Here is a 25,858-nt window from a genome sequence, read left to right as displayed (position 1 = left end):
TTTAATTTAAGCTTTTAAGCATTATAAATTAGACAACTACTCTTTTATTTGTATTTTTTTATTTCTCTGAATTTAACACAGGTTGTAAGTTTACAGATAGGCTTTGACAATGTGCTTGCGAGTGTGGGTTAGCTGTCCGATGTAGCTTTGTTAAGTATCAAGGTAAATGTACTACCTGCTCCAAATTCACTTTCAACGGTAATTTGTCCGCCTTGTGCTTCTATAAATTCTTTGCTTATAGCCAGTCCAAGTCCTGTACCTTCTTTTTTTGTTCCGGGAACTCGGAAATATCGGTCAAATATTTTGTCTTTGTATTGTGGTGCTATTCCCTGCCCAGTGTCCTTTACTGAAAATGAAACTTGTTCTTTGGTTTCTTTAATTGTAAGAAAAATGGTTGAGTTGTCGTAAGAGTATTGTATAGCATTTGAAATCAAATTTGTCAGCACCCAAGCAGTTTTCTCATTATCAGCTTGGATTTTAGAGACTTTGTCCGGGTAACTCAATTGAAACTGTATTTGTTTTTGGTCTGCCTGCGCTTTGGTAGCATTAATAGCATATTGTAGAATTTCTTTTGGGTCTGAGGGCAAAATAGAAAGTTGAATATTACCACTCTCAACCTGTGTCATATCTAATAACTCTCCTGTAATTTTCAGCAATCTATTGGCATCATCTTTTATACTATCTACCAAATTTTTTTGTTCTTCATTCAATTTTCCTACTTGCTCATTTTCCAAAAGTTGTAAACTTAACTTTATGGAAGATATGGGAGTTTTGAATTCATGAGAAATTGTGGCAATAAAATTTGTCTTGGCCGAGTCCAACTCCTTATATTCTGTTACATTATGAAGCAAAATTACATGCCCGACTATTTTTGTTTTTACTTCCCCAGTTGGGATTATTGAGATGTGCTGGACATCTTTTTCAAAATAACTTTCTCTCCCATTTGCAAATATCTTAATTGGCTTTAAGGCATTCTTATCAAATTCATTATCTTTAATATCTTTAATCAATTCTCTTAACAAGTCATTTTTTAGGGCTAAGTCTTTGGACTGAAACCCTATTAACTCGGAGTTTGATAATCCTAAAACGCTATTTGCTTCTTGATTAGCAAAAATAATTTTCAGGTTTTCATCTAATCCAATTACAGGGTCGTGCATTTTGTCAATAAGTGTTTCAACTCTTTTCTTTTCCATCATGAGTTTGGCTACATTGCTGTTGTTATATTCTTCTAATTTTTGAGCCATCACATTAAAGGATTTTGCCAATTCGCCAAATTCGCTGTGGCTTTCAAAATTTACTCTTTGAGAATAATTTTCCTCTGCAATTTGTTTGATACTCTCACTGAGATTCTCAATTGGTTTTGAAATGAAGGCTGGAAATATAAACATCATAAATACTGCAATCAAAAAACAGCAAAATCCTACAAAACCAATATACATAATCGCATTATCAGCAGTTTGATTAGTAGTAATACTTTTTCTTTTAATTGCCTCTAAATTGATTTTGATGATAGAAGTTAAAATTGTCCTCATTTTATTTTCTAAATGGGTATCTGAGGATTTAGATTTAATTCTTTCAAATAATTTTGTTAAGCTAAGTGTTAAATCTGCCTCTCCAATTTCCGTAATATTATTTTGCTGTAATACAAGGTTGTACTCAAACTGTTTCATTAAGGAAGTATCTTGTTTTATTTCATCTAAGAGAATAAGCATATTCTCTGCATACTCAATAGTTACATAGTTGTCCTGAAGAATTTGATGGCTTGCTCTGGAAATAGTATTGACTAAACTAATACTGAGAAGCGTTGATAATATTACTAATATCAATAACAGACCAAATCCAATAGTCAGTTTTGTTTTAGTTTTCATTATAGTTACGAGAAGATTATAATATCAATTTCATTTGAGGTAATTTTTTTCAGTATTTGGTTAAATACATTAGTTGCTAAAATAATGTTTATCAAATTTACACGAGGTTTACCTAAGCAAATGGTAGTTATCTCTCGCTCCCCCGCTTGCTCTATAATTGCTTTGGCGATAGAGTGATTTTGTACTTTAATAATTTCAGCTCCTAATTCAGTTGCAAGTTTGAAATTATTAATAAGATGCCTTTGTTTATGCAAAGGAATGTTGTCTTGAGACTCGGCTGGGGTCTGAACATACATTACGTACCATTTACAATTATAAAAACTTGCTAAGCGAGCCGTTTTTCTGATAACAGTTTTTGCAGATGCTTCGTTGCTACTTATGCAGGCTAACAGTTTTTCTCGTTTTAATAGATTTGATTTAGAAACTTCGGAGTCTACTTTTCTTTCAACTTGCGAAGCTACTTCTTTAAGAGCAAGTTCACGAAGTTGTAAAATATTATCATTTTTAAAGAAGTTTCTAAGTGCAGCTTCAATTTTATCTTTTTTATAGATTTTCCCTTCTATCAGGCGATTTATCAATTCGTCTGCCGTTAAGTCAATGTTTACCACTTCATCTGCTTGAGCCAATACACTGTCAGGAACTCTTTCTTTTACTTCAACACCTGTGATTTCCTTTACTTCTTCGTTCAAACTCTCAATATGCTGAATATTGACTGCTGAGATTACATTGATGCCTGCCGAAAGAATGTCCAATACATCTTGCCAGCGTTTTTCATTTTTGCTGCCTTCAATATTGGTGTGTGCTAATTCATCAACAATTACCACTTCTGGACGAAGATTAATAATTGCTTGAACGTCCATTTCTTCCAACTCCTTGCCTTTGTAAAATAGTTTCCTACGTGGAATGATAGGCAAGCCGTCTAAAAGTTCGTGTGTTTCCTTACGATTATGTGTTTCTATAAAACCAATCTTAACATCTATGCCATTCTTTAGCAGTGTATGAGCTTCTTGCAGCATACGATAAGTTTTTCCTACGCCTGCACTCATGCCGATGTAAACTTTAAGTTTTCCACGTCTTGACTTTTTAATTAGGTCAAGAAAAAGCTGAACGGTTTTATCTTTTTCTGTCATAGAATAAATGTAGGAAGTAAGCTAATCTACTAACCGCATCAGTATCAAACTACAATCTAAAAAGCAAAGCAAAGATAACTTTGCTCTCATTCTTTACTAAATCTGGTCTCCAAGTGCCATTGGGGTCAACAGGTGTTGTAGTCAGACCAGTTGATGAGGTAACACCACCTCCGCCAGCAAAATAACCAACAGATGCATTTCTGTTTATATATTCTAATCTGAATGTTAGACTTTGGTTAGGCATCCAGTCAATATTGGTGCTCATGTCCCATCCTTCAAATTGGTCACCCGGATTGGCACTAAATGGAAACATCCCTTCTCTTTTTGTCGGGTCTTGTGGATTAGGGAGCGGACTCGCCTGACCTGTTGGATAAAGCACCAAATAGCGTCCAGGATTTTTCATCCATCCTCCACCAATTGTCCATGCCAACTTGTTTTTCGCAAACCAAGTACGATTATAAAACATTACACTTAAAAAATATTGAGCTGGTTTATTGGGACTATTATCAAATCCATTCACCCCACCACCTTTTTCAAAACCAATGTCACCAGTTAAAGAAAATGCCATGCGGCTTATCCCCTTGCTTTGAGGTTGGTTTAAGTAACGGTGCAAAACGCTGTTATCTGAATGAAATCTAACTCTGTCAGGTATTCCTGCTGCATCTGTTCCAAAGTAATCGTTGGTAAGTACTTTCCAGTTTCCATTGCTGCTCATATAGGTAATGTTGCCTCCCAAGCCCGGCATTTTATTAAACTTTCCATAACTTTGCCAACCATTAATAATCCAAGGTTCTATTTTCCAGTTTTTATTGGGATGAATTTGGATACGACTACCCACGAAAAACCAAGGCGTATTATCGGAAGTAAATGAAGCTTGATATTCCCAATTCTCTGGTTGATAATAAGAATTTAATCCGATATAAGACATGAACATACCAAAATCAATATTGATGCCATTCCATTTATTAATGTGATAGCCCGCGTATGCTTCACTCAGGTAACGGTACACATTAGCCAAATTATATTGACCTCTATAAGGGCTAAAATCATTTCGCGGAACAACGGTAGAACGTGTGCCAAATTGTGTCATCACTCTGGCTCTTGCATTTCCATAACTTAAATCGCCGCCAAAATGCAATGCTGATAGTTGCAATTCATTGTGTCGTGCCAGCGCTGTTGAACCAACCACTGTATTATCAATTGGGTTGTTAAATGAATAATTGTAGTTGATGTCCATTAAAATACTGGGTGTAAAGTACTTCATATTTTTAAACACAGATGAGTCTCTTCTGTCCGAACCATTTTGCCAGGTTTGGTCTATACCTTCAAAGGGTTCACCCTTTTGTTGTGCCGATACTGTATATGCACAACTCAGTACACCGATTAAAAATGAAGTGTACAAAATACTAAAGCTGCTTTTTTTCATTTATATTATTGTTTTAAAGTTGTTGTTAATTGGTCAAGTTTCAGATTTAATTTCAATACATTAATTTTTTCTGTACCAAATAAGCCGAGCAACGATTTTTCTGATTGCTGTTCAATGATTTGATGGATAGTTGTTTCGCTGATGTTGCGAACTTTAGCTATCCGTTTTACTTGCACCTTTGCGGCTTGAACGGAAATGTGAGGGTCTATACCGCTACCACTTGCAGTTACTAAATCAGAAGGAATTTCATCCTTTTTTATGTCGGGATTGTGAACTAAAAAAGTGTCTATTCGTGCTTGTACTTCTGCTAAGTAGTCAGGATTTGATGGCCCTTTATTACTTCCACCTGAACCTGCTGCATTGTATCCAACTGCGGAAGGTCGAGAATGAAAGTATTTGTCACTCGTAAAACTTTGTCCGACATTTTCATAGAAGCCCGATTCGCTTTTCTTGAAAGAACTATCCTCGGGAGCAAGTTTGGAAATGCCATATACAGTAAGTGTGTAGATGCCACAGAAAAACACTAAACAAACGAGTGTTAAGCGAATGGCTGGTATGATATTATTTTTCATTGTCTTAATTTTTTAGATGAATAGTGAAACTAAAAGGTCAATGGCTTTGATGCCAACAAAAGGCACAATCACGCCACCAAGTCCATAAATAAGTAGGTTTCTGCGAAGCAAGGCACTTGCACCAATAGGCTTATAGGAAACGCCTTTTAACGCCAACGGAATGAGCAATGGAATGATAATGGCATTGAAAATTACGGCTGAAAGAATGGCACTTTCGGGGCTATGCAAGTTCATAATATTTAACCCTTGCAGTGAGGGAATAGCAACTATGAAAAGTGCCGGAATAATGGCAAAGTATTTCGCCACATCATTGGCTATACTGAAAGTGGTGAGTGTTCCCCTTGTCATTAAAAGTTGCTTTCCAATTTCAACCACTTCTATTAGTTTGGTGGGGTCGTTGTCCAAATCCACCATATTACCCGCTTCTTTGGCTGCTTGTGTTCCGCTGTTCATAGCTACGCCCACATCTGCCTGAGCTAATGCAGGTGCATCATTGGTTCCGTCACCCATCATCGCCACCAATCGCCCTTCTGCTTGTTCTTTTTTGATGTAATTCATTTTGTCTTCGGGCTTGGCTTCGGCAATAAAATCATCAACGCCTGCTTTTTCAGCTATAAATTTTGCTGTCAGTGGATTATCACCCGTAACCATTACGGTTTTAATTCCCATTTTTCGCAACCGCTCAAAACGTTCCTGAATACCCGGCTTAATGATGTCTTGCAACTCAATTACCCCAATTACCTTTTCGTTTTCAGAAACCACTAAAGGAGTACCGCCATTGCTTGAAATGATTTTAACTTTTTCGGCTGTTTCCTTTGGGAATGAGTTACCTACATTTTCACACAAGGTTTTTATGGCATCTGCCGCACCTTTTCTAATTCTTGTATTTTCAAAATCAATTCCACTGCTTCTCGTCTCGGCTGTAAACTTTATGAAACGTGGATTTTCAATTTTAAAACTCAGCGGATTTACTTTAGCTAACTCGATGATGGATTTTCCTTCGGGTGTTTCATCACTCATAGAACTTAGCACCACACATTTAATAAAGTGCTTTTCATCAATTCCGTTGGCTGGATAAAAATTGGTAGCTTTTCGATTGCCAATGGTAATCGTTCCTGTTTTGTCTAATAGCAAAACATCAATATCACCTGCTGTTTCTACTGCTTTACCGCTTTTGGTAATCACATTTGCCCGTAAAGCCCTGTCCATTCCGGCTATGCCAATAGCCGAAAGTAAACCGCCAATAGTTGTAGGAATTAAGCATACAAATAATGAAATAAAAGCGGCAATGGTGATTGGAGTATTGGCGTAATCTGCAAAAGGTTTTAACGTAACCGTAACAATGATGAAAACTAAAGTAAAACCTGCTAAGAGAATGGTCAATGCAATTTCGTTTGGTGTTTTTTGTCGGCTTGCACCTTCCACCAACGCTATCATTTTGTCCAAAAAACTCTCCCCTTGCTCGGTGGTAACTTTCACGATTATTTTGTCCGACAAAACCTTTGTGCCACCTGTTACGGAACTTTTATCGCCACCTGCTTCACGTATCACAGGGGCAGACTCTCCAGTAATGGCACTTTCATCAATAGTTGCCAAGCCTTCCACAATTTCTCCATCCATTGGAATGATGTCTCCTGCTTCGCAAAAGAATAAATCACCTTTCTTTAGTTGAGACGATGGAATTATTTGAACTTCATCAGAGTAGATTTTACCTATTGCAGAAACTTTTTTAGCAGGGGTTTCTTCTCTTGTTCTGCGCAAACTGTCGGCTTGTGCTTTTCCCCTTGCTTCGGCTATGGCTTCGGCAAAATTTGCAAACAGCAAAGTGAGCAAAAGAACTAAAAACAAAATAAAGTTATAGGTAAAGCTGCCTTGCGATTTTTCACCCAGCAATATCCAAAGGCAAACAAAGAACATAACTGCTGTTCCGATTTCTACTGTAAACATGACAGGATTGCGGAACATGAGTTTCGGATTTAATTTCATAAAAGACTGTTTGAATGCTTCTTGCATTAAGTCTTTTTGAAATAGTGATGTGTTTTTTTTCATTTTGATAAATTTTAGATTTAACCATTAAGGCATTAAGAAAATTAAGTCTTAATGTTCCTTAACTTCTTATTGGTTTACTTTAATGAGAAATATTCTGCAATGGGACCAAGAGTCAAGGCTGGAAAAAAAGCTAATGCAGCCACAATTGCTATTACCGCAAACACCATCAAGCCAAAGGTTGCAGTGTCTGTTTTGAGTGTTCCATTACTTTCGGGAATGTATTTTTTGCTTGCCAAAATTCCTGCAATGGCCACAGGACCGATAATAGGTAGGTAACGAGCTAAGAGCATCACTAAGCCACAGGCAATATTCCAAAAGGGTGTATTGTCGCCCAAGCCTTCAAAACCGCTTCCATTGTTGGCACTTGATGAAGTAAATTCATACAACATTTCACTAAATCCATGATAGCCCGGATTAGCTAACCAGCCTGCATATTCCGTTGGATTACCGGCATATAAGAAACTGGAAAGAGCAGTACCTACTAAAATCAACAATGGATGCAGCAAAGCGATTATCATAGCAATTTTCATTTCTTTGGCTTCTATTTTTTTGCCTAAAAACTCAGGCGTTCTGCCTACCATTAAGCCACTTATGAATACTGCCAGAATGATGAAAATGTAGAAGTTTAAAAAACCAACACCCACGCCACCATAGAAACAATTTATCATCATGCCTAATAGGGTAAACATTCCGGTTAACGGTGTCATGCTGTCGTGCATAGCGTTTACCGAGCCGTTGCTGGTGCAGGTGGTGTTGATAGCCCAATAAGCAGACGCTGCCGAGCCAAAACGAACTTCTTTACCTTCCATGCTTCCCAATTGCTGTTGAATGCCCATTTGAGTAATGGCTGTATTGCCGTTCATTTCAAAATAGATAGAAGGAATAAGTAGTAACAAAAAGCCAATTGTCATTACCCCAAAAATTGTCCATGCCAATTTTCTTCTTTTCAGCACATAACCCATTGCAAAAACCATTGCCATAGGAATTAAGAAAATGGAGATAGTTTCAACGATATTGGTAAAGTAGCTTGGATTTTCCATCGGATTAGCAGAATTGGGTCCATAAAAACCACCGCCATTGGTGCCAAGTTGTTTTATAGCTACAAATGCTGCTACTGAGCCACGGCTAATTTGTTGTTCTTCTCCTTCTAAAGTTGTAATGGTGTCTTTACCTTCAAAAGTCATGGGTGTGCCGTTAAAGACTAAAAGTGAAGCAACTACCAAAGCCAAAGGCAATAAAATTCTTGTGCAGGCTCTTACGAAGAAGGAATAGAAGTTCCCTAATGTTTCGGAAGTCCTTTCTTTCATTGCCATGAAAACCACTGCACAAATGGCAATACCCGTACCTGCACTGATAAACTGCCAAAGCATCAATATCAACTGTCCCAAATAAGATAAGCCCGTTTCGCCTGAGTAGTGTTGCAGGTTAGTGTTGGTTACAAAACTCACCGATGTGTTAAATGCCAAATCGGCACTCATAGAAGGGTTTGCATCAGGGTTCAATGGCAACCAACTCATGTTGGTAAGCACCAACATGGAGAGAACAAACCACACCACATTTATGGTGAGCAATGCCACTAAATGCTGTTTCCAATTCATTTCCTTGGTGGGGTCAATGCCGCTTAACTTGAAAAAGAGTTTGTCAAGTGGGTTAAAGATTTTATCAAGCCAAGTATTCTCATAATTGAAAATCTTGCCGATATAGCGTCCTAATGGAATTGCCAAGACAACCACTGTCGCATACATTAAGATTATGCCAAGAATTTCTGTGTTCATGTTGTATTGAGTTATGTGAGTTGTAAGATGTGAGAGGTGTGTAGTATAAACTACATTTTACTTTTCACAGACCACACTTCACAGTGTTAAAATTTTTCAGGTTTAAGCAGCACGTAGCACATGTAGCCGAATACTGCAATGGTGATGATGAATAATGCTACCATAGTTTTACATTTTTTCAAACCAGTTAATGGATTTAAACAATAAGGCATAAATCACAATGCCCAAACCGATAAATAATACTGTTGTCATGTTATTTTTTTGATTTGCTAACAACATTTCAATAAACAGTCCAGCATTGGCACGCATCTCATAAAATTTTGATAATAAACAACTTGTATGATTTAAGGGGAAATGGGTAACAAAAAACCCTTTCGTTTTGAAAGGGTCAAACATAGTATTTTGAAAGGGTTTATTATTCCAACCCGTATTCTGACAATTTCCTGTAAAGTGTTGTTAGGGCTATTCCTAAAAGTTCGGCAGTTTTGGTTTTGTTGCCATTGGTATAATTCAATACTTTTTGAATATGCAATTTTTCTGCACTCGCCAATTCAAATGCAGAAAGCGTTTTGCCTTTTTTACTTGCGTTGTCAGCCTTTTGTAATTCAATGGGTAAATGCTCAACCGTAAGTTCATTATCACAAAGAATTACACTACGTTCAATTACATTTTTCAGTTCACGAATATTTCCTTTCCATTGATGCTGTTTCAATGCTTCATAAAAATCAGGTGAAACAGCGTTAATCTTCTTTTTGATTTTAAGAGATGAAATATTGATAAAATGATTGGCAAGGTCTTCAATATCAACCACTCTTTCCCTAAGTGGCGGCAAATGGATTTGAAAGGTGGAAATGCGATAAAACAAATCCTCCCTGAAATGTCCCTGCTCAATTTCTGATTGTAAGTTCCTGTGCGTAGCCGCGATTATGCGAACATTTATTTTGGTGGGTTTGGTTTCTCCCACACGAATGAATTCACCAGTTTCTAAAACCCTTAAAAGTTTGGCTTGCAGTTCCAATGACATTTCACCGATTTCATCTAAGAAAATCGTTCCGTGATTTGCTTCTTCAAAAAGCCCTTTTTGGTCTTTGGTTGCTCCGGTAAATGCTCCTGCTTTGTGGCCGAACATTTCGCTTTCCAATAACTCCTTGCTAAAAGCAGAGCAGTTGATAGCCACAAAGTTTTGTTTACTTCTCGGGCTTGCCTGATGAATGGCCTGAGCAAATACCTCTTTGCCCGTACCTGTTTCACCTGTGAGCAAAACCGTTGTATCAGTAACAGCTACTTTTTGTGCTAAGTCAATAGCTTTTTGTATGGACTTAGATTTACCAATAATCTTGTCAAATGAGTGTTTGTCGCCCAATTGCTTTTCAAGTTGGTGTACTCTTTTGGTTAAATCAACCTTTTCTATTGCCCGATAGAGCAAAGGAATAATTTTGTTGTTGTCATCGCCTTTGGTAATGTAGTCGAAAGCTCCATTTTTGATGGCTTGCACACCGTCAGGAATATTGCCGTAAGCGGTAAGCAGGATGATTTCAGGTAGTTGAAACCTGTCTTTAATTTTCTTGGTAAGTTCAACCCCGTTGCCGTCAGGCAACTTCACATCGCAAAGCACAACATCAATATCATGCTGCTCCAATTTCCTTAGTGCAGTTTTACAGTCACCCGCTTGCAGCACTTCAAACCCTTCCAAGCTGATAATTCTTGTCAGCAGGTTTCTAAGTTTTTCTTCATCATCTATGATTAAAATTCTTCTCAAAATATTCTCGTTCTTTTAATGTACAAAGTTATCATTATTACCGGGTGCATTGGCAAAAAATGGCTCTTTTGCAAAACTTGGGTTGCGGGTTGGGCTTGTGCGGTTTTGCAAAAGTACCATTTACGAACGGATTAATTAATTATTTTAGTGTTCGTGAACTGGCGTTTGTGCGATTGGCTTCAAAAAATTAAAAAAATGTGCGGTAGGGAAATAAAAAATATAGAAGAGTTATTTTGTGTTTCAATACAGATATTCATAAGATTATGTTGTTTCACTAAAAGAACAGAAAACAGAAATCCTTATTTTGATTTAGATACTGTATCTTTGCTACACAATCCAATGAAAATAATGAAACAAATCAACTGGGGAATGATTGGGTGCGGGAATGTAACGGAGAAAAAAAGCGCACCTGCATTTAATAAAGTCCCTCACTCACACTTACTTGCTGTAACCAATCGCACTCCAGAGAAGGCAAAAAGTTATGCAGAACGTTTTGGAGTGCCTCGTTGGTACAGCACCGCTGAGGAGCTAATAGCCGACAGCGAGGTAAATGCTATCTATATTGCTACCCCCCCAGACTCTCATCTGGCTTATACACTCCAAGCAGCAGACGCAGGCAAACCTGTTTACGTGGAAAAACCAATGGCACGTACTTATCAGGAGTGTTTACAGATGATAGAGGCTTGCCAAAAAGCCAAGGTGCCTTTGTTTGTCGCTTATTATCGCCGCTATCTACCTAAGTTTTTGAAAGTAAAACAATTATTAGAGCAAAAAGCAATTGGAGAGCCTCGTTTTGTATCTATTTGCCTAACCTCACCCCCAAAAAAAGGAGATACTAACAAAGAAAACTTGCCGTGGCGGGTCATTCCTGAAATAGCAGGTGGTGGACACTTTTACGATTTAGCCCCTCATCAGTTAGATATTTTAGATTTTTTCTTTGGGAAAATAGTCAAAGCAGAGGGTTTCTCTACTAATCAAGCCCATTTATATCCTGCTGAAGACTTAGTAACAGGGGCTTTTGCTTTTGAATCTGGTGTTTTAGGGTGCGGGGTTTGGTGCTTCACTACAAGTGAGAAAGGCATCAAAGACGAAATCCTTATTGAAGGAAGTCAAGGGAACATTCGTTTTGCTACCTTTGACGGTGAGCCTGTAATGCTAGACAATGAAAATGGAAGGCAGTTTTTCGCAGAAGAAACACCTGAAAACATACAGTTATATCTGATTCAAGCCATTGTTAATGAACTACTTGGCAGAGAAAAATGCCTCAGTACAGGCATCAGTGGCGCAAGGACAAATTGGGTATTAGAGCAGTTGAACAAAAGGATATGATTTGGGTTAATTAGCATAAAACATAAATGAAAATGAAAATTTTTTACAAATGCCTGATAAAAAGCACTTTATTGGCTTTACTGTTCTCGAGCAGGGTTTTTTCTCAGCAAGTCGCTCCTTTTAAAACAGTAACCGAAAGTAGCGAATATCTCAATACGGTACAGGAAAAAACCTTCCGCTATTTTTGGGATTTTGCTCACCCTATTTCAGGTTTGATTCCTGAGCGTACCGCTACCCCCAATGTAGTAACGAGTGGAGGCACAGGATTTGGGATAATGTGCATAGTTGTAGGGACTTACCGCCAATGGATTACTCGACAAGATGCCGTGAATCGCTTACTAAAAATGGTCAATTTTTTAGAAAAGGCAGACCGATTTCACGGGGCTTGGTCGCACTGGCTTGATGGGAGAACGGGGAAAGCTATCCCTTTTAGCCAATACGATGACGGAGGAGATTTGGTAGAAACTGCTTATTTGATAAATGGTTTGTTAGTTGCCCGAGCATTTTTCAGTGGAGAAAATTGGGAAGAAAAAATATTAAGAGAAAAGATTACAAAGCTTTGGGAATCGGTAGAATGGAATTGGTATGTCCGTAATGGATTACTGCATTGGCATTGGTCGCCTAAGCACGAGTGGAAAATGAACCACCCTATTGGAGGTTACAATGAGTGTTTCATTACCTATATTTTGGCAATGGCATCTCCCACCTATCCAATCACCTATGAAGTATATGATAAAACTTGGAAAAAGCACGAGGCTTGGCACTTTGTCAATGGAAAGGAATTTTTAGGATACAAATTACCTTTAGGCTTTGATTGGGGCGGTCCTTTATTTTTTGAGCATTATTCGTATTTAAGTCTTGACCCAAGACAAATGCAAGACGAACACACCAACTATTGGGAGTTAGTAGTGAAACATACCCTTATCAACCGTGCCTATTGCTTAGAAAAAGCACCCAAAGAGTTTGGCTATTCTGAGGAAAATTGGGGACTAACTGCCAGCGATAATCACATATTTTACGGAGCGCATCAGCCTACGGAAGACAATGGTACTATATCTCCTACAGCTGCTTTATCCTCTTTTCCTTATACCCCTTATTATTCTATGCAAGTGCTGATGCACCTCTACCGCCGCCAAGGGAATCGCCTATTTGGAGAATATGGCTTTTATGATGCGTATAACCAAAGCAAAAATTGGTATTCTAACCAATATTTAGCCATAGACCAAGGACCTATCGTGATTATGATAGAAAACTATCGCTCAGGTTTGCTTTGGAAAATCGGTGAACAAATCTCAGAGATTCAGTCAGCCTTGCCCAAATTGGGCATAAAAAAACCGAACTACCCTACAGGGTTTTATATGTATATTCCTGAAAAAAATACAGGTAAAGTCGACTTGATGAAACACCCTGACGAAGGCGTGTATTTATTTGATTTTTATGTAAATGGGAATGAAACAGTGAATATAGATTTGATAGATGCTAATGGGAAAGTAGTCCAATCTTTGGCTAAAAATCAGACTTTTCCACAAGGAGCAAACCAAGTTAGTTTTCTCGCGAATGGAGGAGAATATACGGTTATTTTAAAGCAAGGTAAAAAAGAAGAGAAAATAGTGGTTGGGCTTAGATAATAAGTTTCCTTTTCATCTTTTTTTATCTCCTAAACCAAGCCAAAGGTTGATTTCTGCACTGATTCCCACAAAGGGTTTAATCTGAACAGAATTGAGAAAAGAAGTGCTGGAGGGGAGTTTGTCTTCTAAAAATACTGCTCCTGCATTGAATCTGACAAACCTGAAAAGGCGATAGCCATAACCTAAGTAATAGGGTCTGCCAAAGATAGGACCTGAAATCTCATTGCCATTGGCATCTTTGAAGTTATTGGTAAAAGTGCCTAAAGAAATGGCAGAGTTTGTCCAGAATCGGCTTGAAAAAGCACTATTCCCCAAAGGGAAAGATAAGCCAATATAAGGCGAAGTAGCATAAGTAAGGTCTTGGGTATCTCCTTCCAAATAGACTGCTCCATAGCCTGCATTGACTGAAAGTACGTGAATGGTGCTTGTAGTTGGGTAATCTGATACGCTACGAGTGTCCTCTTTGATGAGCAAGTGCGTACCCAATACCTGCTCTAACTCTTTGTATGCCAACTTTTTCACATCTCCTAAGCGATTTTCATACAGTTTTGCCCTGCCTTCCATCTTGTTTTCTTTTCGATTACTATTGTCATCGTTGAGATGTGCCGCTTCGCTATCTCTGAGTCTGCGTCCAGATAGATTTTTCAATGCTCTTTTGAGAATATCACTAAACCCTTTGAAAGTAGTTTCGCTATCATTGCGGTAGTCAGCTAAGCCTTCCTCAACTATTCTGTTGAGGTCATTGATGACTAATTTTTTTGAAATCAAGAGTTTGACTTTGCGACCAGAAGAGGTAAAAGCCTCTTGGAGGTAGCTATCTAAAGCTTCTTGGAGCGAGGTGCGCAGTTTGTCTTTCTCTGCATCTGAAATAGGACGAAAATAATCAAATACAAGGTCATATTCGGCATTCCCTCGCAATTTGTAGTTGCAAGTCATTGAAAACGTACCTTCTGCATTTCCATACATTCTTTTCCAAGTATTGTGATAAAGTGGTTTTTCATGCTTGCTCCTTGCTCTAAAAATGGAAATTTCTACTCGCTCTACTTGGCTTCGGATAGCTCCTGAAAATAGCAAATAACTTTCCGCTTTGAGAGGCTGTCCATTGTTGAAATAAGCGTGTTGGTAATCGAAAACTACGGCTTCGTATTGGGCAAAGGCAAGAGAAATCGTCAAAAATAAGGGAACAGAAACGACAAGAATTTTATTTTGCATGAGGGGTAATTTTTAGGTTCAATATAAATAAATAGTAAATTTCTTTCATAACGCACTAATATACAAATTATTTCTGATTTTCATAGATTTGCAAGAAAATGAACCTTATGAAAATTTGCTTAGTGAGAACAAAAGCCTACAAAAGTACAAGAAAAAAACAGATTTTATCAACCAGCAGATGAAATAGACCAAGAAACTTAGCCTATGCAAGCAATGAGTAGGTAAAAATGCAATAATGCGATTTTATATTTGTCTATGTACTTAAAAGCCAACGAAAAATACTTTTTCGCTTTCTATTTGACCTTAGCTTTTTAAGATGCTCTTTGTTAGTGAAAATTTGACTGACTAACTCCTCTGTTTGGTCAGGATAAGCTATTTGTAGGGGTTTTACGTTTTGAATCCAATTGTGAAGTTTTAAAGGAAATTTCTCATTTATTTTCTTTACTACGGTAATCCCTATCTCTTTCAAAGCCTTAGCATTGCAGAGTTGTTCGTACTGCCCCCGAATGGGCAGAGCCATGACTTTTTTTCCTAAAAACATGGCTTCCGCAGGAGCTTCAAATCCCGCTCCTGTAATTAGTCCTTCGCAACCTGCCAAACTTTCCAAGTAAAGTTCGTTATTGATAGGTAAAATTTTGATATTCTTATACTTATCTATTTCTTTTGCTGACTTTGAAAAGAGGTGGAACTCCGCATCTTTTACTTTTTTGAGGTATTTGATAACTTCTTTGTCTTCGTAATGCCCTAAATAAACAGTGTAATGCCCCAGCTCTTTTACATCTAAATTCCTGACCTCACTTCTAATGATGGGTTTTTTGATAAAATCATCAAACTCGTCAAAATGCAAACCTAAGCCATAATGGCAAGGGGCATAGTGCTTTAGTACCAATTCTCCAAAATAGCTTTTCCGTTTAGGGCGAGGGGTAGCTGTAGAATGAAAAGCTACTTGGTGCCCAAAACCAACGATTTCCTTGTGTTTGAGGCGAGCAGCATAGGCAGAAATAAACTCAAAGTCATTGATTACCAAATCGTACTGCTCTATAGGGAAATCTCTTACCTCTTTGATGAGCCTTTGTGTTTTGGTGTTTCTGAATGTTTTTAAGTAATCCAGACCACCTGTACGGTTATAGTAGATGCTAAAACCTTTGCTCCTATACTTAACAGGGTAAGGCAGAGTTACATTGGCATTATCTCCACTTACAAACAAATCCAATTCCCCCAACTGTTGTAGATGGGGTATAATCTCTCTTGCTCTACTCAAATGCCCGTTTCCCGTAGCCTGTATAGCGTATAATATTTTCATAAATGAAAAGTCCTAAAAAAACTAAGCGGCAACCATTTCTTGTTCTCTAATCTCCACCTGTACTGGTACAGGAGTAGTATCAGCCACTTGCTGTTTCTTCTTATACTCGTATTGAAAAATTTTCCACTCTCCTTTTTCATATTCCAAAGAAGTCATGTTCTCTACCCAATCTCCTGAGTTCAAATACGTTACTTCTCCTTTATGATTGCTGATGTCCCTAATTACAGGTTGGTGGATATGCCCACAAGCCAAGTAATCATATTGCCTATCTATAGCCAATTCCGCCGCAACTTGCTCAAAATCACTGATATACTTGATTGCTCCTTTTACACTATTTTTGATTTTTTTGGAAAAAGACATTTTATGATAGCCAAACCATGTTAAGAAAAAGTTACAAAATGAATTCATCATTATCAACAAATCGTAACCAATAGAGCCTAACTTCGCCAACCATTTGGCATGGGTAATACTTACATCAAAAATATCGCCATGAAATAGCCAAACTTTTTTCCCATCTACGTTTAAAACTAACTTATTGACTAAATGAAAGTTGCCTGCATGAAATTCAGGAAATCTCCTCAATAGCTCATCGTGATTGCCTGTGATGTAATATACCTGCGTCCCTTTAATCATCAGTTTCAATATCCTTCTAATAATCTCGTTGTGTGCTTTGCCCCAATACCTGCGACTAAACCGCCAAATATCAATAATATCTCCGTTCAAAATCAACATTTTAGGTTTGATGCTACGCAAGTAATCTAACAATTCCTCTGCTCTGCACCCAAAAGTTCCTAAGTGGACATCTGAAATTACTACAATCTCAGGCTTTCTTTTTCGTACTTTTTCGTTATTCATCACGCTTAACTATGTGTAAATAAAATTTTTACAAAGTACGACAATGATTGTAAATTCAATGTTATGCTAACGTATTGAAAATGTTACTGCAAACGTATTAAGTGTAAATATTTTGTTATGCTATGGAATTTACAACGGATTTTTGGTAAATTTTTGATGGGAAATGACTATTTTTAAAACATTATTTTATATCCAAATTTTTTAGAAATATGAAAAGAAGAGAAACTTTGAAAAAAATTGCAGGCGGAGCAGTAGTAGGGATAGCCACTCATTCATTAGCTAACAGAGTATTAGCATCTGAAAATCAATTAGAAAAAAATATGAAAGGAAAAATCAATCACTCTGTTTGCCGTTGGTGCTACAATAGTATTCCCTTAGATGACCTTTGCAAGGCGGCAAAGAAAATCGGCTTGCAATCTATTGAACTGCTCAATCCAGAGGAATTTGCTACGGTAAAAAAATATGACCTTACCTGTGCTATGGTATCGGGCATTCGCGACGGTTATGGTATCCCCAAAGGTTGGAATCGCATAGAAAACCACGAAGGACTTATCAAATTGTACGATTACCTCATTAATGAAACTGCTAAGGCAGGTTTTACCAATTTGATTTGTTTTTCAGGAAACCGTGAAGGTCTTGACGACGAGCAGGGCATAAAAAACTGTGCAGAAGGTTTGAAAAAAATCATGAACTTAGCTGAGTCTAAAAAAGTAACGATAGTCATGGAACTGCTCAACAGTAAAATAGACCACAAAGACTACCAATGCGACCATACAGCGTGGGGAGTAGAACTTTGCAAGGCAGTTGGCTCGGAGCGTTTTAAATTGCTTTACGACATTTACCACATGCAAATCATGGAAGGCGACGTAATTCGCACTATCAGGGAAAGCCAGCAGTACATTGCTCACTATCATACAGGAGGCGTACCGGGTCGCAACGAGATAGACGAAAGCCAAGAGTTGTACTACCCTGCCATTATGAAAGCTATTGCAGAAACGGGTTTTAAAGGCTTTGTGGCTCAGGAGTTTATCCCTAAAAAAGAGGATAAATTAGCCTCGCTTGCCCAAGGGGTAAAGATTTGTGATGTATAGTTGCTCCTCATTCAACTTTGGCAAAATAAGTGGTATCATAAATTTATTTTTGCACGAATTTATTTGGACTTTTAGCAACTCTGGGGTAAAAAAGCTGTCTTTGATGAAAAATATAGTAATACTTATGAGAAAGATTATTGCCATTGGAATACTTATTTTCTTGAGCATACCTTCTGTTCATTCCTTGCTTGCCCAGCAAGAGCTTGCCGTTCCAAAACCCAAATATAAACATGGGTGCTGTTGTGAATGTATCTGTGATACCACTGAATTTGTTTTTAAACCTATCAATCATTGGAAAGACGTAAAGCACATTTACCATATTGCAGGTTTTAATGCCGTAAATTCCTTGGCTCTCCAAGAAATATCTCTAAGTGCAGGCGAGGGCAATGTGCTTGCTTCGCTTGCTTCTCCACAGTTTTTTTCTTGGCAAGTCATGGGCTATGATTACATGGGAAAGAACTTTTTTGTCGGTGCTGATTGGGCTATGGGGTTCGCCATGCCCTCTTACCCATCTGCCAACTATGAGCAGATTCAACACAAAGTAAACAGCATTTTTCAAGTTAGTGGACATATAGGCTCTAATCTGATTATGAGCAAGCACCTACGCTTATATGTCATGGGCAAACTGCAAGCCAACCATATAAATATGAGGATTGAGAAAAATGGCGAAAATCTGCCTATCCCTCAGCAGGCATGGCATAGGTTTATTGGGCATCAGGAGGAGCAGATTCCTTATAGCACTTTTATAGAAAATTTTATCCATTCAGATAAGTGGCATAATCATCTTGATATATGGCGTGGGTCGTTCTCTACTCAAGGCGTAGTAGGGTTGGATTATCGTTACAGAAAGTTTAAGTTTGGCATACATGCAGGCTACAATTTCCAACTATCTGACCCTGAAAAACGTTGGAAATATGCTTACCAATACGAAGACGGCGATATTATTGACAATTTTAAAATTACTGATGTGCCTATCCGAGTAAATTTCTCAGGATTTACCGCAGGTTTTTCCTTTGGTGTATTGCTTTCTGAAAGAATGAGATAAGTAAAATTTATTGCCTAAGATAGGATTTTTTAAGCTATTCTATACATTTTTTACAAAAGCTCATTGTTAATAATTAAGAAAAATCCTCAGAATTTTATAAATTCTGAGGGCTTTCATATCGCTTTAAATATTTTCTACTTCACAAACTACTTTCAAAAAAAATTGGTTTAAGCAATAAATAAGACATTTTAGAAAAAGATGTCCTAATTTTGCAAAATTTCAAACATCAAAGCGTATGTACGACAGAAACCAATTATATAAACGACAAGTCAATATCTACACTGAGCGTGTCCCCAACCCCAACTCTATGAAATTTGTCATGAATTTCATGCTCTCCAAAGACGAAAACCTAATTAGGGATTATGCAGATGTAAGTGCCACCGCAGACTCTCCTTTGGCAGAGGCTCTTTTTGGCTTTGGTTATGTAAAGCGTGTTTTTATCACTAAAAATTTTATTACTATTACCAAAGATGAAGGTATAGAATGGGAAGAGATTTTAAGCGAACTTAAATCATATATTAAAAAATACATAGATGAGGGAGGAGAAGTCTTATTAGGACAAGACGAAGATGATGAGCCTTTAAAAATAGGGACTGATAATGATTCGGTTACGGTTCGCCAAATCAAAGACATTTTAGAAGAATACATTAGACCTGCGGTAGAAGGCGACGGAGGGGCTATCATGTTTCATTCTTTTGATGAACATACAGGAAGTGTAAAAGTGCTATTGCAAGGCTCTTGTAGTGGCTGTCCTTCCTCTACGATTACCCTCAAAGCAGGCATCGAGAACTTACTCAGACGTATGGTGCCCGAAGTAAAGGAGGTAATTGCTGAAGGAGTTTAAATCGAGTTATAGTATAATTTTTAATAACCATGAAAAATTTAGCTTTTTTAATTTTAACTATCTTCCTATTCGCTTGTGAGTCGGGTAATGGACAGCAAATAAGCAAGTTAGATGTGAATGAGTTTGAGCAAAAACTCTCTCAAACTGCCAATGCCCAACTCTTAGATGTGCGTACCCCAGAGGAGTACAAAGCTAATCACCTCAAAAATGCCTTGAATGTAGACTATTCTGACGATAAGTTTGAATCCATCATTCAAAGTTTAGACAAAAGCAAGCCTGTTTTTGTTTATTGCCTGTCGGGAGGTCGCAGTGCAGCAGCCGCTAAGATATTGTTAGCCAAAGGTTTTCAAGAAGTTTACGATATGAAAGGGGGAATGAGTGCTTGGAAGGGAAACAATAAGCCTTACGAATCTCTGGTAAAAAAGCAAGGTATGAGCATAGAGGACTTTAACAAACAATTAGCTACTGACAAACTGGTCTTGGTGGATTTTAATGCCAAATGGTGCGCCCCCTGTCAAAAAATGCTACCTATGGTAACAGCGTTAGCAGAAACGCACAAAGAAAAACTAACTTTACTTAAAATAGACTATGATGAGAATGAAGCTGTAGTCAAAGCCTTGAATGTAACAGAGATTCCTTTGCTGCTGATATATAAGAATGGAAAAGTAATTTGGCAAAAAACAGGCTTGACAGAAAAAGCTGAATTAGAAAAAATCATTGCTACAAATTAAAAATATCACTTTCAAATGAAAAAGAATGTCGCTAAGAAGCCCAACCTACTTTTATCTATTGCTCAGTGTAAATGCTCACACTGCCGTCAAGGAGATATGTTTCCCCATAGTGCTTTCAACATTGCTAAGTTTGCCCAAACCAATGAAAGATGCCCTGTTTGTAACTTTAAGTTTGAAATAGAACCCGGCTTTTTTGTAGGGTCTATGTATATAGGCTATGCTATTAGTGTTGCTCTTTTTACTACTGTGGCTGTAGGTATTAATATTTTAAGTAATATTTTTGGTTTTGAAACAAGTGTGCGTATGTACGTAATTAGTATTATTGTGGCTACTATCCTAATGATACCCTTCAACTTCCGCTACTCAAGGGTGCTGATGCTTTATTGGTTTGGAGGGGAAAGTGCCAAATATGATGAAACAGCAGTATTAAAGGCTCAGGATTAAGGTTTTGTTTAAATTAATTTTTAGTATTTTTTTAACTTGAAAAACTCAATATGTATAAAAATTTTAAAAGTGTAGGAAAGTGTGTCTTTGGTAGAGGAAGTTTTAATCAATTAGACAGTATTCTTGCTGAAAAACGAACAAGTAACGATAGCTATGTAGTGTTCTTGTTGGACAATTATTTTAAAGACAAAGCATTAGCAAATAAAATTCCTTTGCGAGGGAAAGACCAACTCATTTGGGTAGATGTAGATGCTCACGAACCTACTACCGAACAGATAGACCAACTTAATGCACATATCAGGGAACTTTCTCCTTCGCTCCCTATAGCTTTGGTAGGGATAGGGGGGGGTAGTGTCATGGATATTGCTAAGGCTACTTCCATGATGCTCACCAATGAAGGGCTTGCCCAACAGTACCAAGGATTAAACCTGATTAAAAATCAAGGAGTTTATCATATCGGCATACCTACTTTGGCAGGAACAGGAGCAGAGGTTTCCATGACTGCCGTACTAACGGGACCTACCAAAAAATTAGGTATTAAGTGCGATTATACCGTCTTTGACCAAATAGTGCTTGACCCAGATTTGATAGCCAATGCCCCTAAAAATCAGTGGTTTTATACAGGTATGGATACCTATATCCACTGCATAGAATCTTTAACAGGTACTATGCTCAACGAGTTTAGCAAAGCATACGGATTGAAGTCTTTAGACTTGTGTAGAGAAGTATTTAACCAATACGGGCAAAATCCAGAAGGCGACGAGAAACTGATGATAGCTTCTTACATGGGCGGGCTAAGCCTAACCTACTCAGAAGTAGGTGTTTGCCATGCGCTTTCTTATGGATTATCTTATGTTTTTGGCTATCGACACGGTATTGCCAACTGCATTGCTTTTGACGAACTGCATGATTATTATGGAGATGCAGTCATTGAGTTTAAAGAAATGGTCAAAAAGCATAATGTGGATATTCCCAAAGGACTTTCTAAAAACTGGAAGGAAGAGGAAGTCGCTAAAATGGCGCAAACTGCTTATGCCTTAGAACACATGTGGAAACACGCAGTAGGGCAGCATTGGAAAGAGGTTATTACGCAAGATAAAATCATGGAGTTGTATTACAGAATGTAAGAGGAATAGGCTGTCCTAAGAGCTTGCCTAATATGGGGAAAATCGTTAGACTTTTCGGACAGCCTCAACTGCTTAAATACCAAACTTACCACTTTACTATTTTGCCTCTCACCTCTTGGGAAATACCTGAGATCATTGCTTTGACTGCAAGACGATAAATATAAATACTTGGGGCGATAGCACTACCACTACCATTCAATCCATTCCAGCTAAGCGTAACTGATTCATTACGAACATTGTAATCATAAGCTTCTATGCGTTTTACTAATGCTCCAGAGGTAGTATAAACCTCTAATGCCACCTCCAAATCCTCTCCAAGTCTATTATGATTAAAAGAAAAATAAATTTCCTCTATAAATGGATTGGGAAAGGTTTTAACATTAGAAAGCGTAAAAGGTTCTTTTTCCACAATAAACTCTATGGTTTGAGAAGTAGAATTGTTATAAGTATCCCATGCTTTGACAGTAAGCGTATATTTTCCCTCAGGCAAGTCGTGGAAGTTATAGCGAATTTCTCCACTTTTGTAATCATCTTTGTTGGCTCTATAAAAGCGATTTAGCACAAGGTCTTGATTCTGTCCCCCTTTTAATGAGGCAGTAATGTCCTGCCCAATACCCATGCCTGAGATATTAATGCCGTTGTCATCAAAAAGTCGTACTATCAAGGTAGTATTAGGTTTTACTTTGTCCCCAGAAACAAAGGTTTCATTGTCCATAAATAGCTTCATTTGTGGAGCTTGGTTATCAGTAAGTAGATTGCTTGCTGTACCCCCTACCAATATGTCTGATTTATACCCACTTGCATCTAAGTTTCTGCTATCATCTTGGGCATAGAGGCTGATTTTCCCCTCGCCTAAGTTATAATCTATATTTTTGGGAATAATAAAACTAAACTCAAATTTTCCATTTTTTACACTGGCAGTTCCCTTGAAAAGAATGTGAATTTTTTTGCGGAAGGTCATTGTAGGTGCTTCATCTCCAAAGGTTTTGACAGTTGCTGGCTTATCAAAAATAGTAATGCTCAGTGTACCGTTAAAGTTGTTATCTATACTATTTTGATTAAGTACCTCCCCGCTAATAGTAATTTTATCTAAGGCTTTGAAAGTGCTTACTTCCTGATTTTGACTGTTTTTAATAGATTTAATCACTATATTTTCCTTTGGGTAAGCAAGCCGCATGGAGGGGTCGCCTAAAAGAGAAAAGTTGCGATTGTTCACATCTCTCAAGCTATTATTTTTTGTAATTCGCTGAATATCTCCTATTCTCGGCATCTCTCCATTCAAAGGAGTAAAGGCTACATCATAAAAAGCATCATTAATCACATAGTTGGCATCAGAAAATACTGGTCTGGTGGTAGTTACAAGAGCAATAGCCCCTCCGTCAGGATTGAGCATGGCATACTCAGCCCCTGAGGTTTGGCGAGGGCGGTCAAAGCGACCAAACTCGCAGGTGGCTGTCATCAACAAAGGTAGTTTGTCCAAGTTCTGCCAACTACTTACTTGGGTAATGTCCAAAATAGACTCCGAAGCCCAGCCTGTAATCGCTCCATGCCCAATGTAATTCATCAGTAATGTGCCATCTTGGATAGTTTGATTAATTTCTTGGCGAACCAATGGCGATTTTTTGCCATTAGGCGTAAGTTCTTTGGGAAAAGCATCTATATAGAGTTTTTCAATATTGAAAGCCCCGTCTGCTTTTTCCAATTTCTCCGCGTGCTTTTCTGCTTGTAGCTGATAGTCATTGCCATCGCCATCGTCAGCAACAAAAGACACTCTTTTTCGCCAATCGCCCAAAGTTTTTACACTTTCATAGTGAATAAGTTTGTCCACCATGACTTTTGCCTCTCGCTCTGATTTGGCAGGTAGGCGACCTACACCTACATCTAAGGTATGATTACCTCTATCGCTTTCTTCCCATTCTCCCTCATTGTCTTCTAAGAATCCAAAATAGTCATCAGAAGAAAAGCTAAACAAGGGGTGTAAAGATTCTCTTGATTGATAAGTGGGAACGAAATTGGTATTATTAGGCAAGTAATCTTTGTAATCGTAGGAAGCATCACCAAAAAGCAAGACATATTTTAAATTTTTAGACTTTTTATATAAAAACCTAATAAAATCTCTGATAGCACTAATGTCTTGTTTACCAGAAGAAAACTCATTATAAATTTGGTTAGTTGTGGCTACTTGTACTTTCAATTTGTCATTAGTACGGCGAAAGTCTGCCAAACGGTTGGCTTCATTCAGGAAAATTTCAGGCGTAACGATGAGTAAATCTGGTGTTTCAAAGCTCTGTAAATTTTGATTTCTTACTTTCTCAACAAATATCGGTTTATCAAAATCTGTACCTTGGAAAAGTACAAATTCCTGCAAAGTACCTCTACTTGCTACTCTAAAACTCGCTGTATTGCCATTTAAGGTAAAATCCTGCCTGACAGGTCTGAGCGGATTAGAAATATCCCAAATAGTAGCATTATTGTTCAAGTTATCTATTTGGTATTCTATATTTTGAAATCTCAGGCTTTGAAAAGAGCGAAAACGAGTTTGATTGCCATAGAGTTGTAGCCTGCGGCTTGCATTCACTCCTAAGCCCAATAAATGCCCAATTTGATTATTCTCCCCATTTTTGTTGTATCTGAGTTGAACAGTGAGTCGGTTATTAGTAGTTTGCACGTTGTTAGCAGGGAAAATATTTTCTGTCATCGTCCCTCTGACTGCATACGTCCCCAACGGCAAAGAGGGCATATTTTGTGTACCTATCTCTCTACCATTCAGTAGAGTAGTGAAAGTAGTACGAGTAGAACCTCCAGAAGTACTGCTATTTAGCCCTGCCATGACCGCTACCGAAACTCTCACAGGTGAACTACTAAGTAATCCTGCTATATCAAAATTAAAGTTCATTTCTGTTTGAAAATCAAACTTTTCACCAAACCAAATGCGTCCTGACTCTACCATGTTAAAACGGTCTTTTTTGAGAGTTTGATGAAAAATATAATCATCAAAAGTATTGATAAGTGCTTGGCTTTGCGTGCCATCTATTCGGTTAGCTATACGCCTGCCTTTTTTTTGTCCAAAAGTCAAAAAATAGTAGTTGTAATCGTCATATAAGTGTTCCTCTCTCCTGAAAACTTGATTATTAGCATCTGGGATAAATCGGTCTGCTCCCTCCCCATAGAATAAAATATAGTCATTTTCATCAAATCTGCCATCACCCTCTCCAGTGACCAAAATATCGTTTTCTACCAAGTCTGTATGGCGAAAGGCACTGTTGGCTTGTGGCAACATTCCTCCTCCATTTCCAAAAATTTGAATAGTTTGCGGGTCTAAGTTACTGACATTGATGCCCATAGACGTAAGCATTGCTCGGTCTATTTTGTAAATGCCATGTTTGGAAATGGCTATTTTGTAAAACTCGCCTTGCGAGAGGACAGGGTTTTGGGCGTGAATACTTGTAGATATAAGCAGAAAGTAGGCGAAAGAAAAGATAAATAATAGGTTATACTTTTTTTGCCCAATATTCTTTTTTATTTCCCAAAATGGTTGTTGCAGTAAGTTGATGAATCCCATAATTGTTTATTAATATTGAAAACACAAACAAGAAACGTTAAATTCAAAGATAAAGTTGAAAGTAGCTTGAAATTTCACATTAAATACATCTCTGTTTTTAGAAAGAGT

22 protein-coding genes are annotated in these 25,858 nt (G+C 37.7%); 8 read left to right on the top strand and 14 right to left on the bottom strand.

The window, feature by feature from the left end; all coding sequences use genetic code 11:
- Positions 1–128: 128 nt before the first annotated feature.
- The 10 genes from BM141_RS08450 to BM141_RS23780 all read right to left on the bottom strand — a co-directional run bounded on the left by BM141_RS08450 (position 129) and on the right by BM141_RS23780 (position 10,872).
- On the bottom strand, positions 129–1,868 hold the full coding sequence (locus BM141_RS08450; RefSeq protein WP_091543853.1) for a sensor histidine kinase: 1,740 nt from the start codon (positions 1,866–1,868) through the stop codon (positions 129–131).
- A 5-nt stretch (positions 1,869–1,873) separates the two neighbouring features.
- Entirely contained in the window at positions 1,874–2,998 is a 1,125-nt protein-coding gene (locus BM141_RS08445; RefSeq protein ID WP_091543851.1) for a histidine kinase, read from the bottom strand.
- A 49-nt stretch (positions 2,999–3,047) separates the two neighbouring features.
- The gene (locus tag BM141_RS08440; protein ID WP_091543847.1) at positions 3,048–4,424 is read right to left on the bottom strand and encodes an outer membrane beta-barrel protein; all 1,377 of its coding nucleotides are present in this window, start codon (positions 4,422–4,424) and stop codon (positions 3,048–3,050) included.
- Between the two features lie 5 nt (positions 4,425–4,429).
- Positions 4,430–4,996, bottom strand: a complete 567-nt coding sequence (locus BM141_RS08435; RefSeq protein WP_091543845.1) for a K(+)-transporting ATPase subunit C — start codon at positions 4,994–4,996, stop codon at positions 4,430–4,432.
- A 12-nt stretch (positions 4,997–5,008) separates the two neighbouring features.
- Positions 5,009–7,045 carry a potassium-transporting ATPase subunit KdpB gene (gene kdpB, locus BM141_RS08430; protein WP_091543843.1) on the bottom strand — a complete coding sequence of 679 codons (2,037 nt, stop codon included), beginning with the start codon at positions 7,043–7,045 and terminating at the stop codon, positions 5,009–5,011.
- A 74-nt stretch (positions 7,046–7,119) separates the two neighbouring features.
- Positions 7,120–8,820 (bottom strand): potassium-transporting ATPase subunit KdpA, encoded by a 1,701-nt coding sequence (gene kdpA, locus BM141_RS08425; RefSeq protein WP_091543840.1) that lies wholly within the window; start codon positions 8,818–8,820, stop codon positions 7,120–7,122.
- A gap of 86 nt (positions 8,821–8,906) precedes the next feature.
- Entirely contained in the window at positions 8,907–8,984 is a 78-nt protein-coding gene (kdpF, locus tag BM141_RS23785; RefSeq protein ID WP_143090854.1) for a K(+)-transporting ATPase subunit F, read from the bottom strand.
- Between the two features lie 4 nt (positions 8,985–8,988).
- Positions 8,989–9,216 (bottom strand): hypothetical protein, encoded by a 228-nt coding sequence (locus BM141_RS22560; RefSeq protein ID WP_143090852.1) that lies wholly within the window; start codon positions 9,214–9,216, stop codon positions 8,989–8,991.
- A gap of 19 nt (positions 9,217–9,235) precedes the next feature.
- The gene (locus BM141_RS08415) at positions 9,236–10,579 is read right to left on the bottom strand and encodes a sigma-54-dependent transcriptional regulator (protein WP_091543834.1); all 1,344 of its coding nucleotides are present in this window, start codon (positions 10,577–10,579) and stop codon (positions 9,236–9,238) included.
- Between the two features lie 179 nt (positions 10,580–10,758).
- The gene (locus BM141_RS23780) at positions 10,759–10,872 is read right to left on the bottom strand and encodes a DUF5657 family protein (protein ID WP_394331676.1); all 114 of its coding nucleotides are present in this window, start codon (positions 10,870–10,872) and stop codon (positions 10,759–10,761) included.
- Positions 10,873–10,927: 55 nt separating this feature from the next.
- Here BM141_RS23780 and BM141_RS08410 point away from each other — a divergent pair, with 55 nt between their 5' ends.
- A complete protein-coding gene (locus BM141_RS08410; protein ID WP_317039440.1) occupies positions 10,928–11,908 on the top strand; it encodes a Gfo/Idh/MocA family protein in 981 nt (326 codons plus the stop codon).
- Positions 11,909–11,940: 32 nt separating this feature from the next.
- A complete protein-coding gene (locus BM141_RS08405) occupies positions 11,941–13,536 on the top strand; it encodes a glucoamylase family protein (RefSeq protein ID WP_091543901.1) in 1,596 nt (531 codons plus the stop codon).
- 12 nt (positions 13,537–13,548) lie between these two features.
- Here BM141_RS08405 and BM141_RS08400 read toward each other — a convergent pair whose 3' ends face one another.
- The 3 genes from BM141_RS08400 to BM141_RS08390 all read right to left on the bottom strand — a co-directional run bounded on the left by BM141_RS08400 (position 13,549) and on the right by BM141_RS08390 (position 16,906).
- The gene (locus BM141_RS08400) at positions 13,549–14,748 is read right to left on the bottom strand and encodes a hypothetical protein (RefSeq protein ID WP_091543829.1); all 1,200 of its coding nucleotides are present in this window, start codon (positions 14,746–14,748) and stop codon (positions 13,549–13,551) included.
- Between the two features lie 253 nt (positions 14,749–15,001).
- Entirely contained in the window at positions 15,002–16,051 is a 1,050-nt protein-coding gene (locus BM141_RS08395) for a glycosyltransferase family protein (protein ID WP_091543826.1), read from the bottom strand.
- Positions 16,052–16,072: 21 nt separating this feature from the next.
- A complete protein-coding gene (locus BM141_RS08390) occupies positions 16,073–16,906 on the bottom strand; it encodes a UDP-2,3-diacylglucosamine diphosphatase (protein ID WP_091543822.1) in 834 nt (277 codons plus the stop codon).
- Between the two features lie 209 nt (positions 16,907–17,115).
- Between BM141_RS08390 and BM141_RS08385 the strand changes: the two genes are divergently transcribed.
- The 6 genes from BM141_RS08385 (at position 17,116) to BM141_RS08360 (ending at position 22,188) form a co-directional block, all read left to right on the top strand.
- Positions 17,116–17,997, top strand: a complete 882-nt coding sequence (locus BM141_RS08385; RefSeq protein WP_091543821.1) for a hydroxypyruvate isomerase family protein — start codon at positions 17,116–17,118, stop codon at positions 17,995–17,997.
- Between the two features lie 124 nt (positions 17,998–18,121).
- Positions 18,122–19,042 (top strand): hypothetical protein, encoded by a 921-nt coding sequence (locus tag BM141_RS08380; protein WP_143090851.1) that lies wholly within the window; start codon positions 18,122–18,124, stop codon positions 19,040–19,042.
- Between the two features lie 235 nt (positions 19,043–19,277).
- Positions 19,278–19,886, top strand: a complete 609-nt coding sequence (locus tag BM141_RS08375) for a NifU family protein (protein WP_091543814.1) — start codon at positions 19,278–19,280, stop codon at positions 19,884–19,886.
- Positions 19,887–19,915: 29 nt separating this feature from the next.
- A complete protein-coding gene (locus tag BM141_RS08370) occupies positions 19,916–20,617 on the top strand; it encodes a thioredoxin domain-containing protein (protein ID WP_091543810.1) in 702 nt (233 codons plus the stop codon).
- A 15-nt stretch (positions 20,618–20,632) separates the two neighbouring features.
- A complete protein-coding gene (locus BM141_RS08365) occupies positions 20,633–21,061 on the top strand; it encodes a DUF983 domain-containing protein (RefSeq protein ID WP_143090850.1) in 429 nt (142 codons plus the stop codon).
- 50 nt (positions 21,062–21,111) lie between these two features.
- Positions 21,112–22,188 carry an iron-containing alcohol dehydrogenase family protein gene (locus BM141_RS08360; RefSeq protein ID WP_091543804.1) on the top strand — a complete coding sequence of 359 codons (1,077 nt, stop codon included), beginning with the start codon at positions 21,112–21,114 and terminating at the stop codon, positions 22,186–22,188.
- Positions 22,189–22,273: 85 nt separating this feature from the next.
- Here the strand turns inward: BM141_RS08360 and porU are convergent, their stop codons facing one another.
- Positions 22,274–25,750 carry a type IX secretion system sortase PorU gene (porU, locus tag BM141_RS08355; protein WP_091543801.1) on the bottom strand — a complete coding sequence of 1,159 codons (3,477 nt, stop codon included), beginning with the start codon at positions 25,748–25,750 and terminating at the stop codon, positions 22,274–22,276.
- Between the last annotated feature and the right edge of the window lie 108 nt (positions 25,751–25,858).

This window comes from Thermoflexibacter ruber (assembly GCF_900113045.1).
GTDB classification, from domain to species: Bacteria; Bacteroidota; Bacteroidia; order Cytophagales; family Thermoflexibacteraceae; genus Thermoflexibacter; species Thermoflexibacter ruber.
The sequence above is the reverse complement of the archived record's forward strand: the minus strand, read 5'-3'. Positions and strand labels throughout refer to the sequence as shown.

What these genes read in the sequence shown, in the direction of transcription:
- BM141_RS08450 (WP_091543853.1), bottom strand. Translation starts at nt 1,868, where the DNA reads ATGAAAACTAAAACAAAACTGACTATTGGATTTGGTCTGTTATTGATA.
- BM141_RS08445 (WP_091543851.1), bottom strand. Translation starts at nt 2,998, where the DNA reads ATGACAGAAAAAGATAAAACCGTTCAGCTTTTTCTTGACCTAATTAAA.
- BM141_RS08440 (WP_091543847.1), bottom strand. Translation starts at nt 4,424, where the DNA reads ATGAAAAAAAGCAGCTTTAGTATTTTGTACACTTCATTTTTAATCGGT.
- BM141_RS08435 (WP_091543845.1), bottom strand. Translation starts at nt 4,996, where the DNA reads ATGAAAAATAATATCATACCAGCCATTCGCTTAACACTCGTTTGTTTA.
- kdpB (WP_091543843.1), bottom strand. Translation starts at nt 7,045, where the DNA reads ATGAAAAAAAACACATCACTATTTCAAAAAGACTTAATGCAAGAAGCA.
- kdpA (WP_091543840.1), bottom strand. Translation starts at nt 8,820, where the DNA reads ATGAACACAGAAATTCTTGGCATAATCTTAATGTATGCGACAGTGGTT.
- kdpF (WP_143090854.1), bottom strand. Translation starts at nt 8,984, where the DNA reads ATGGTAGCATTATTCATCATCACCATTGCAGTATTCGGCTACATGTGC.
- BM141_RS22560 (WP_143090852.1), bottom strand. Translation starts at nt 9,216, where the DNA reads ATGTTTGACCCTTTCAAAACGAAAGGGTTTTTTGTTACCCATTTCCCC.
- BM141_RS08410 (WP_317039440.1), top strand. Translation starts at nt 10,928, where the DNA reads ATGAAACAAATCAACTGGGGAATGATTGGGTGCGGGAATGTAACGGAG.
- BM141_RS08405 (WP_091543901.1), top strand. Translation starts at nt 11,941, where the DNA reads ATGAAAATTTTTTACAAATGCCTGATAAAAAGCACTTTATTGGCTTTA.
- BM141_RS08400 (WP_091543829.1), bottom strand. Translation starts at nt 14,748, where the DNA reads ATGCAAAATAAAATTCTTGTCGTTTCTGTTCCCTTATTTTTGACGATT.
- BM141_RS08395 (WP_091543826.1), bottom strand. Translation starts at nt 16,051, where the DNA reads ATGAAAATATTATACGCTATACAGGCTACGGGAAACGGGCATTTGAGT.
- BM141_RS08390 (WP_091543822.1), bottom strand. Translation starts at nt 16,906, where the DNA reads ATGAATAACGAAAAAGTACGAAAAAGAAAGCCTGAGATTGTAGTAATT.
- BM141_RS08385 (WP_091543821.1), top strand. Translation starts at nt 17,116, where the DNA reads ATGAAAAGAAGAGAAACTTTGAAAAAAATTGCAGGCGGAGCAGTAGTA.
- BM141_RS08380 (WP_143090851.1), top strand. Translation starts at nt 18,122, where the DNA reads ATGAGAAAGATTATTGCCATTGGAATACTTATTTTCTTGAGCATACCT.
- BM141_RS08375 (WP_091543814.1), top strand. Translation starts at nt 19,278, where the DNA reads ATGTACGACAGAAACCAATTATATAAACGACAAGTCAATATCTACACT.
- BM141_RS08370 (WP_091543810.1), top strand. Translation starts at nt 19,916, where the DNA reads ATGAAAAATTTAGCTTTTTTAATTTTAACTATCTTCCTATTCGCTTGT.
- BM141_RS08365 (WP_143090850.1), top strand. Translation starts at nt 20,633, where the DNA reads ATGAAAAAGAATGTCGCTAAGAAGCCCAACCTACTTTTATCTATTGCT.
- BM141_RS08360 (WP_091543804.1), top strand. Translation starts at nt 21,112, where the DNA reads ATGTATAAAAATTTTAAAAGTGTAGGAAAGTGTGTCTTTGGTAGAGGA.
- porU (WP_091543801.1), bottom strand. Translation starts at nt 25,750, where the DNA reads ATGGGATTCATCAACTTACTGCAACAACCATTTTGGGAAATAAAAAAG.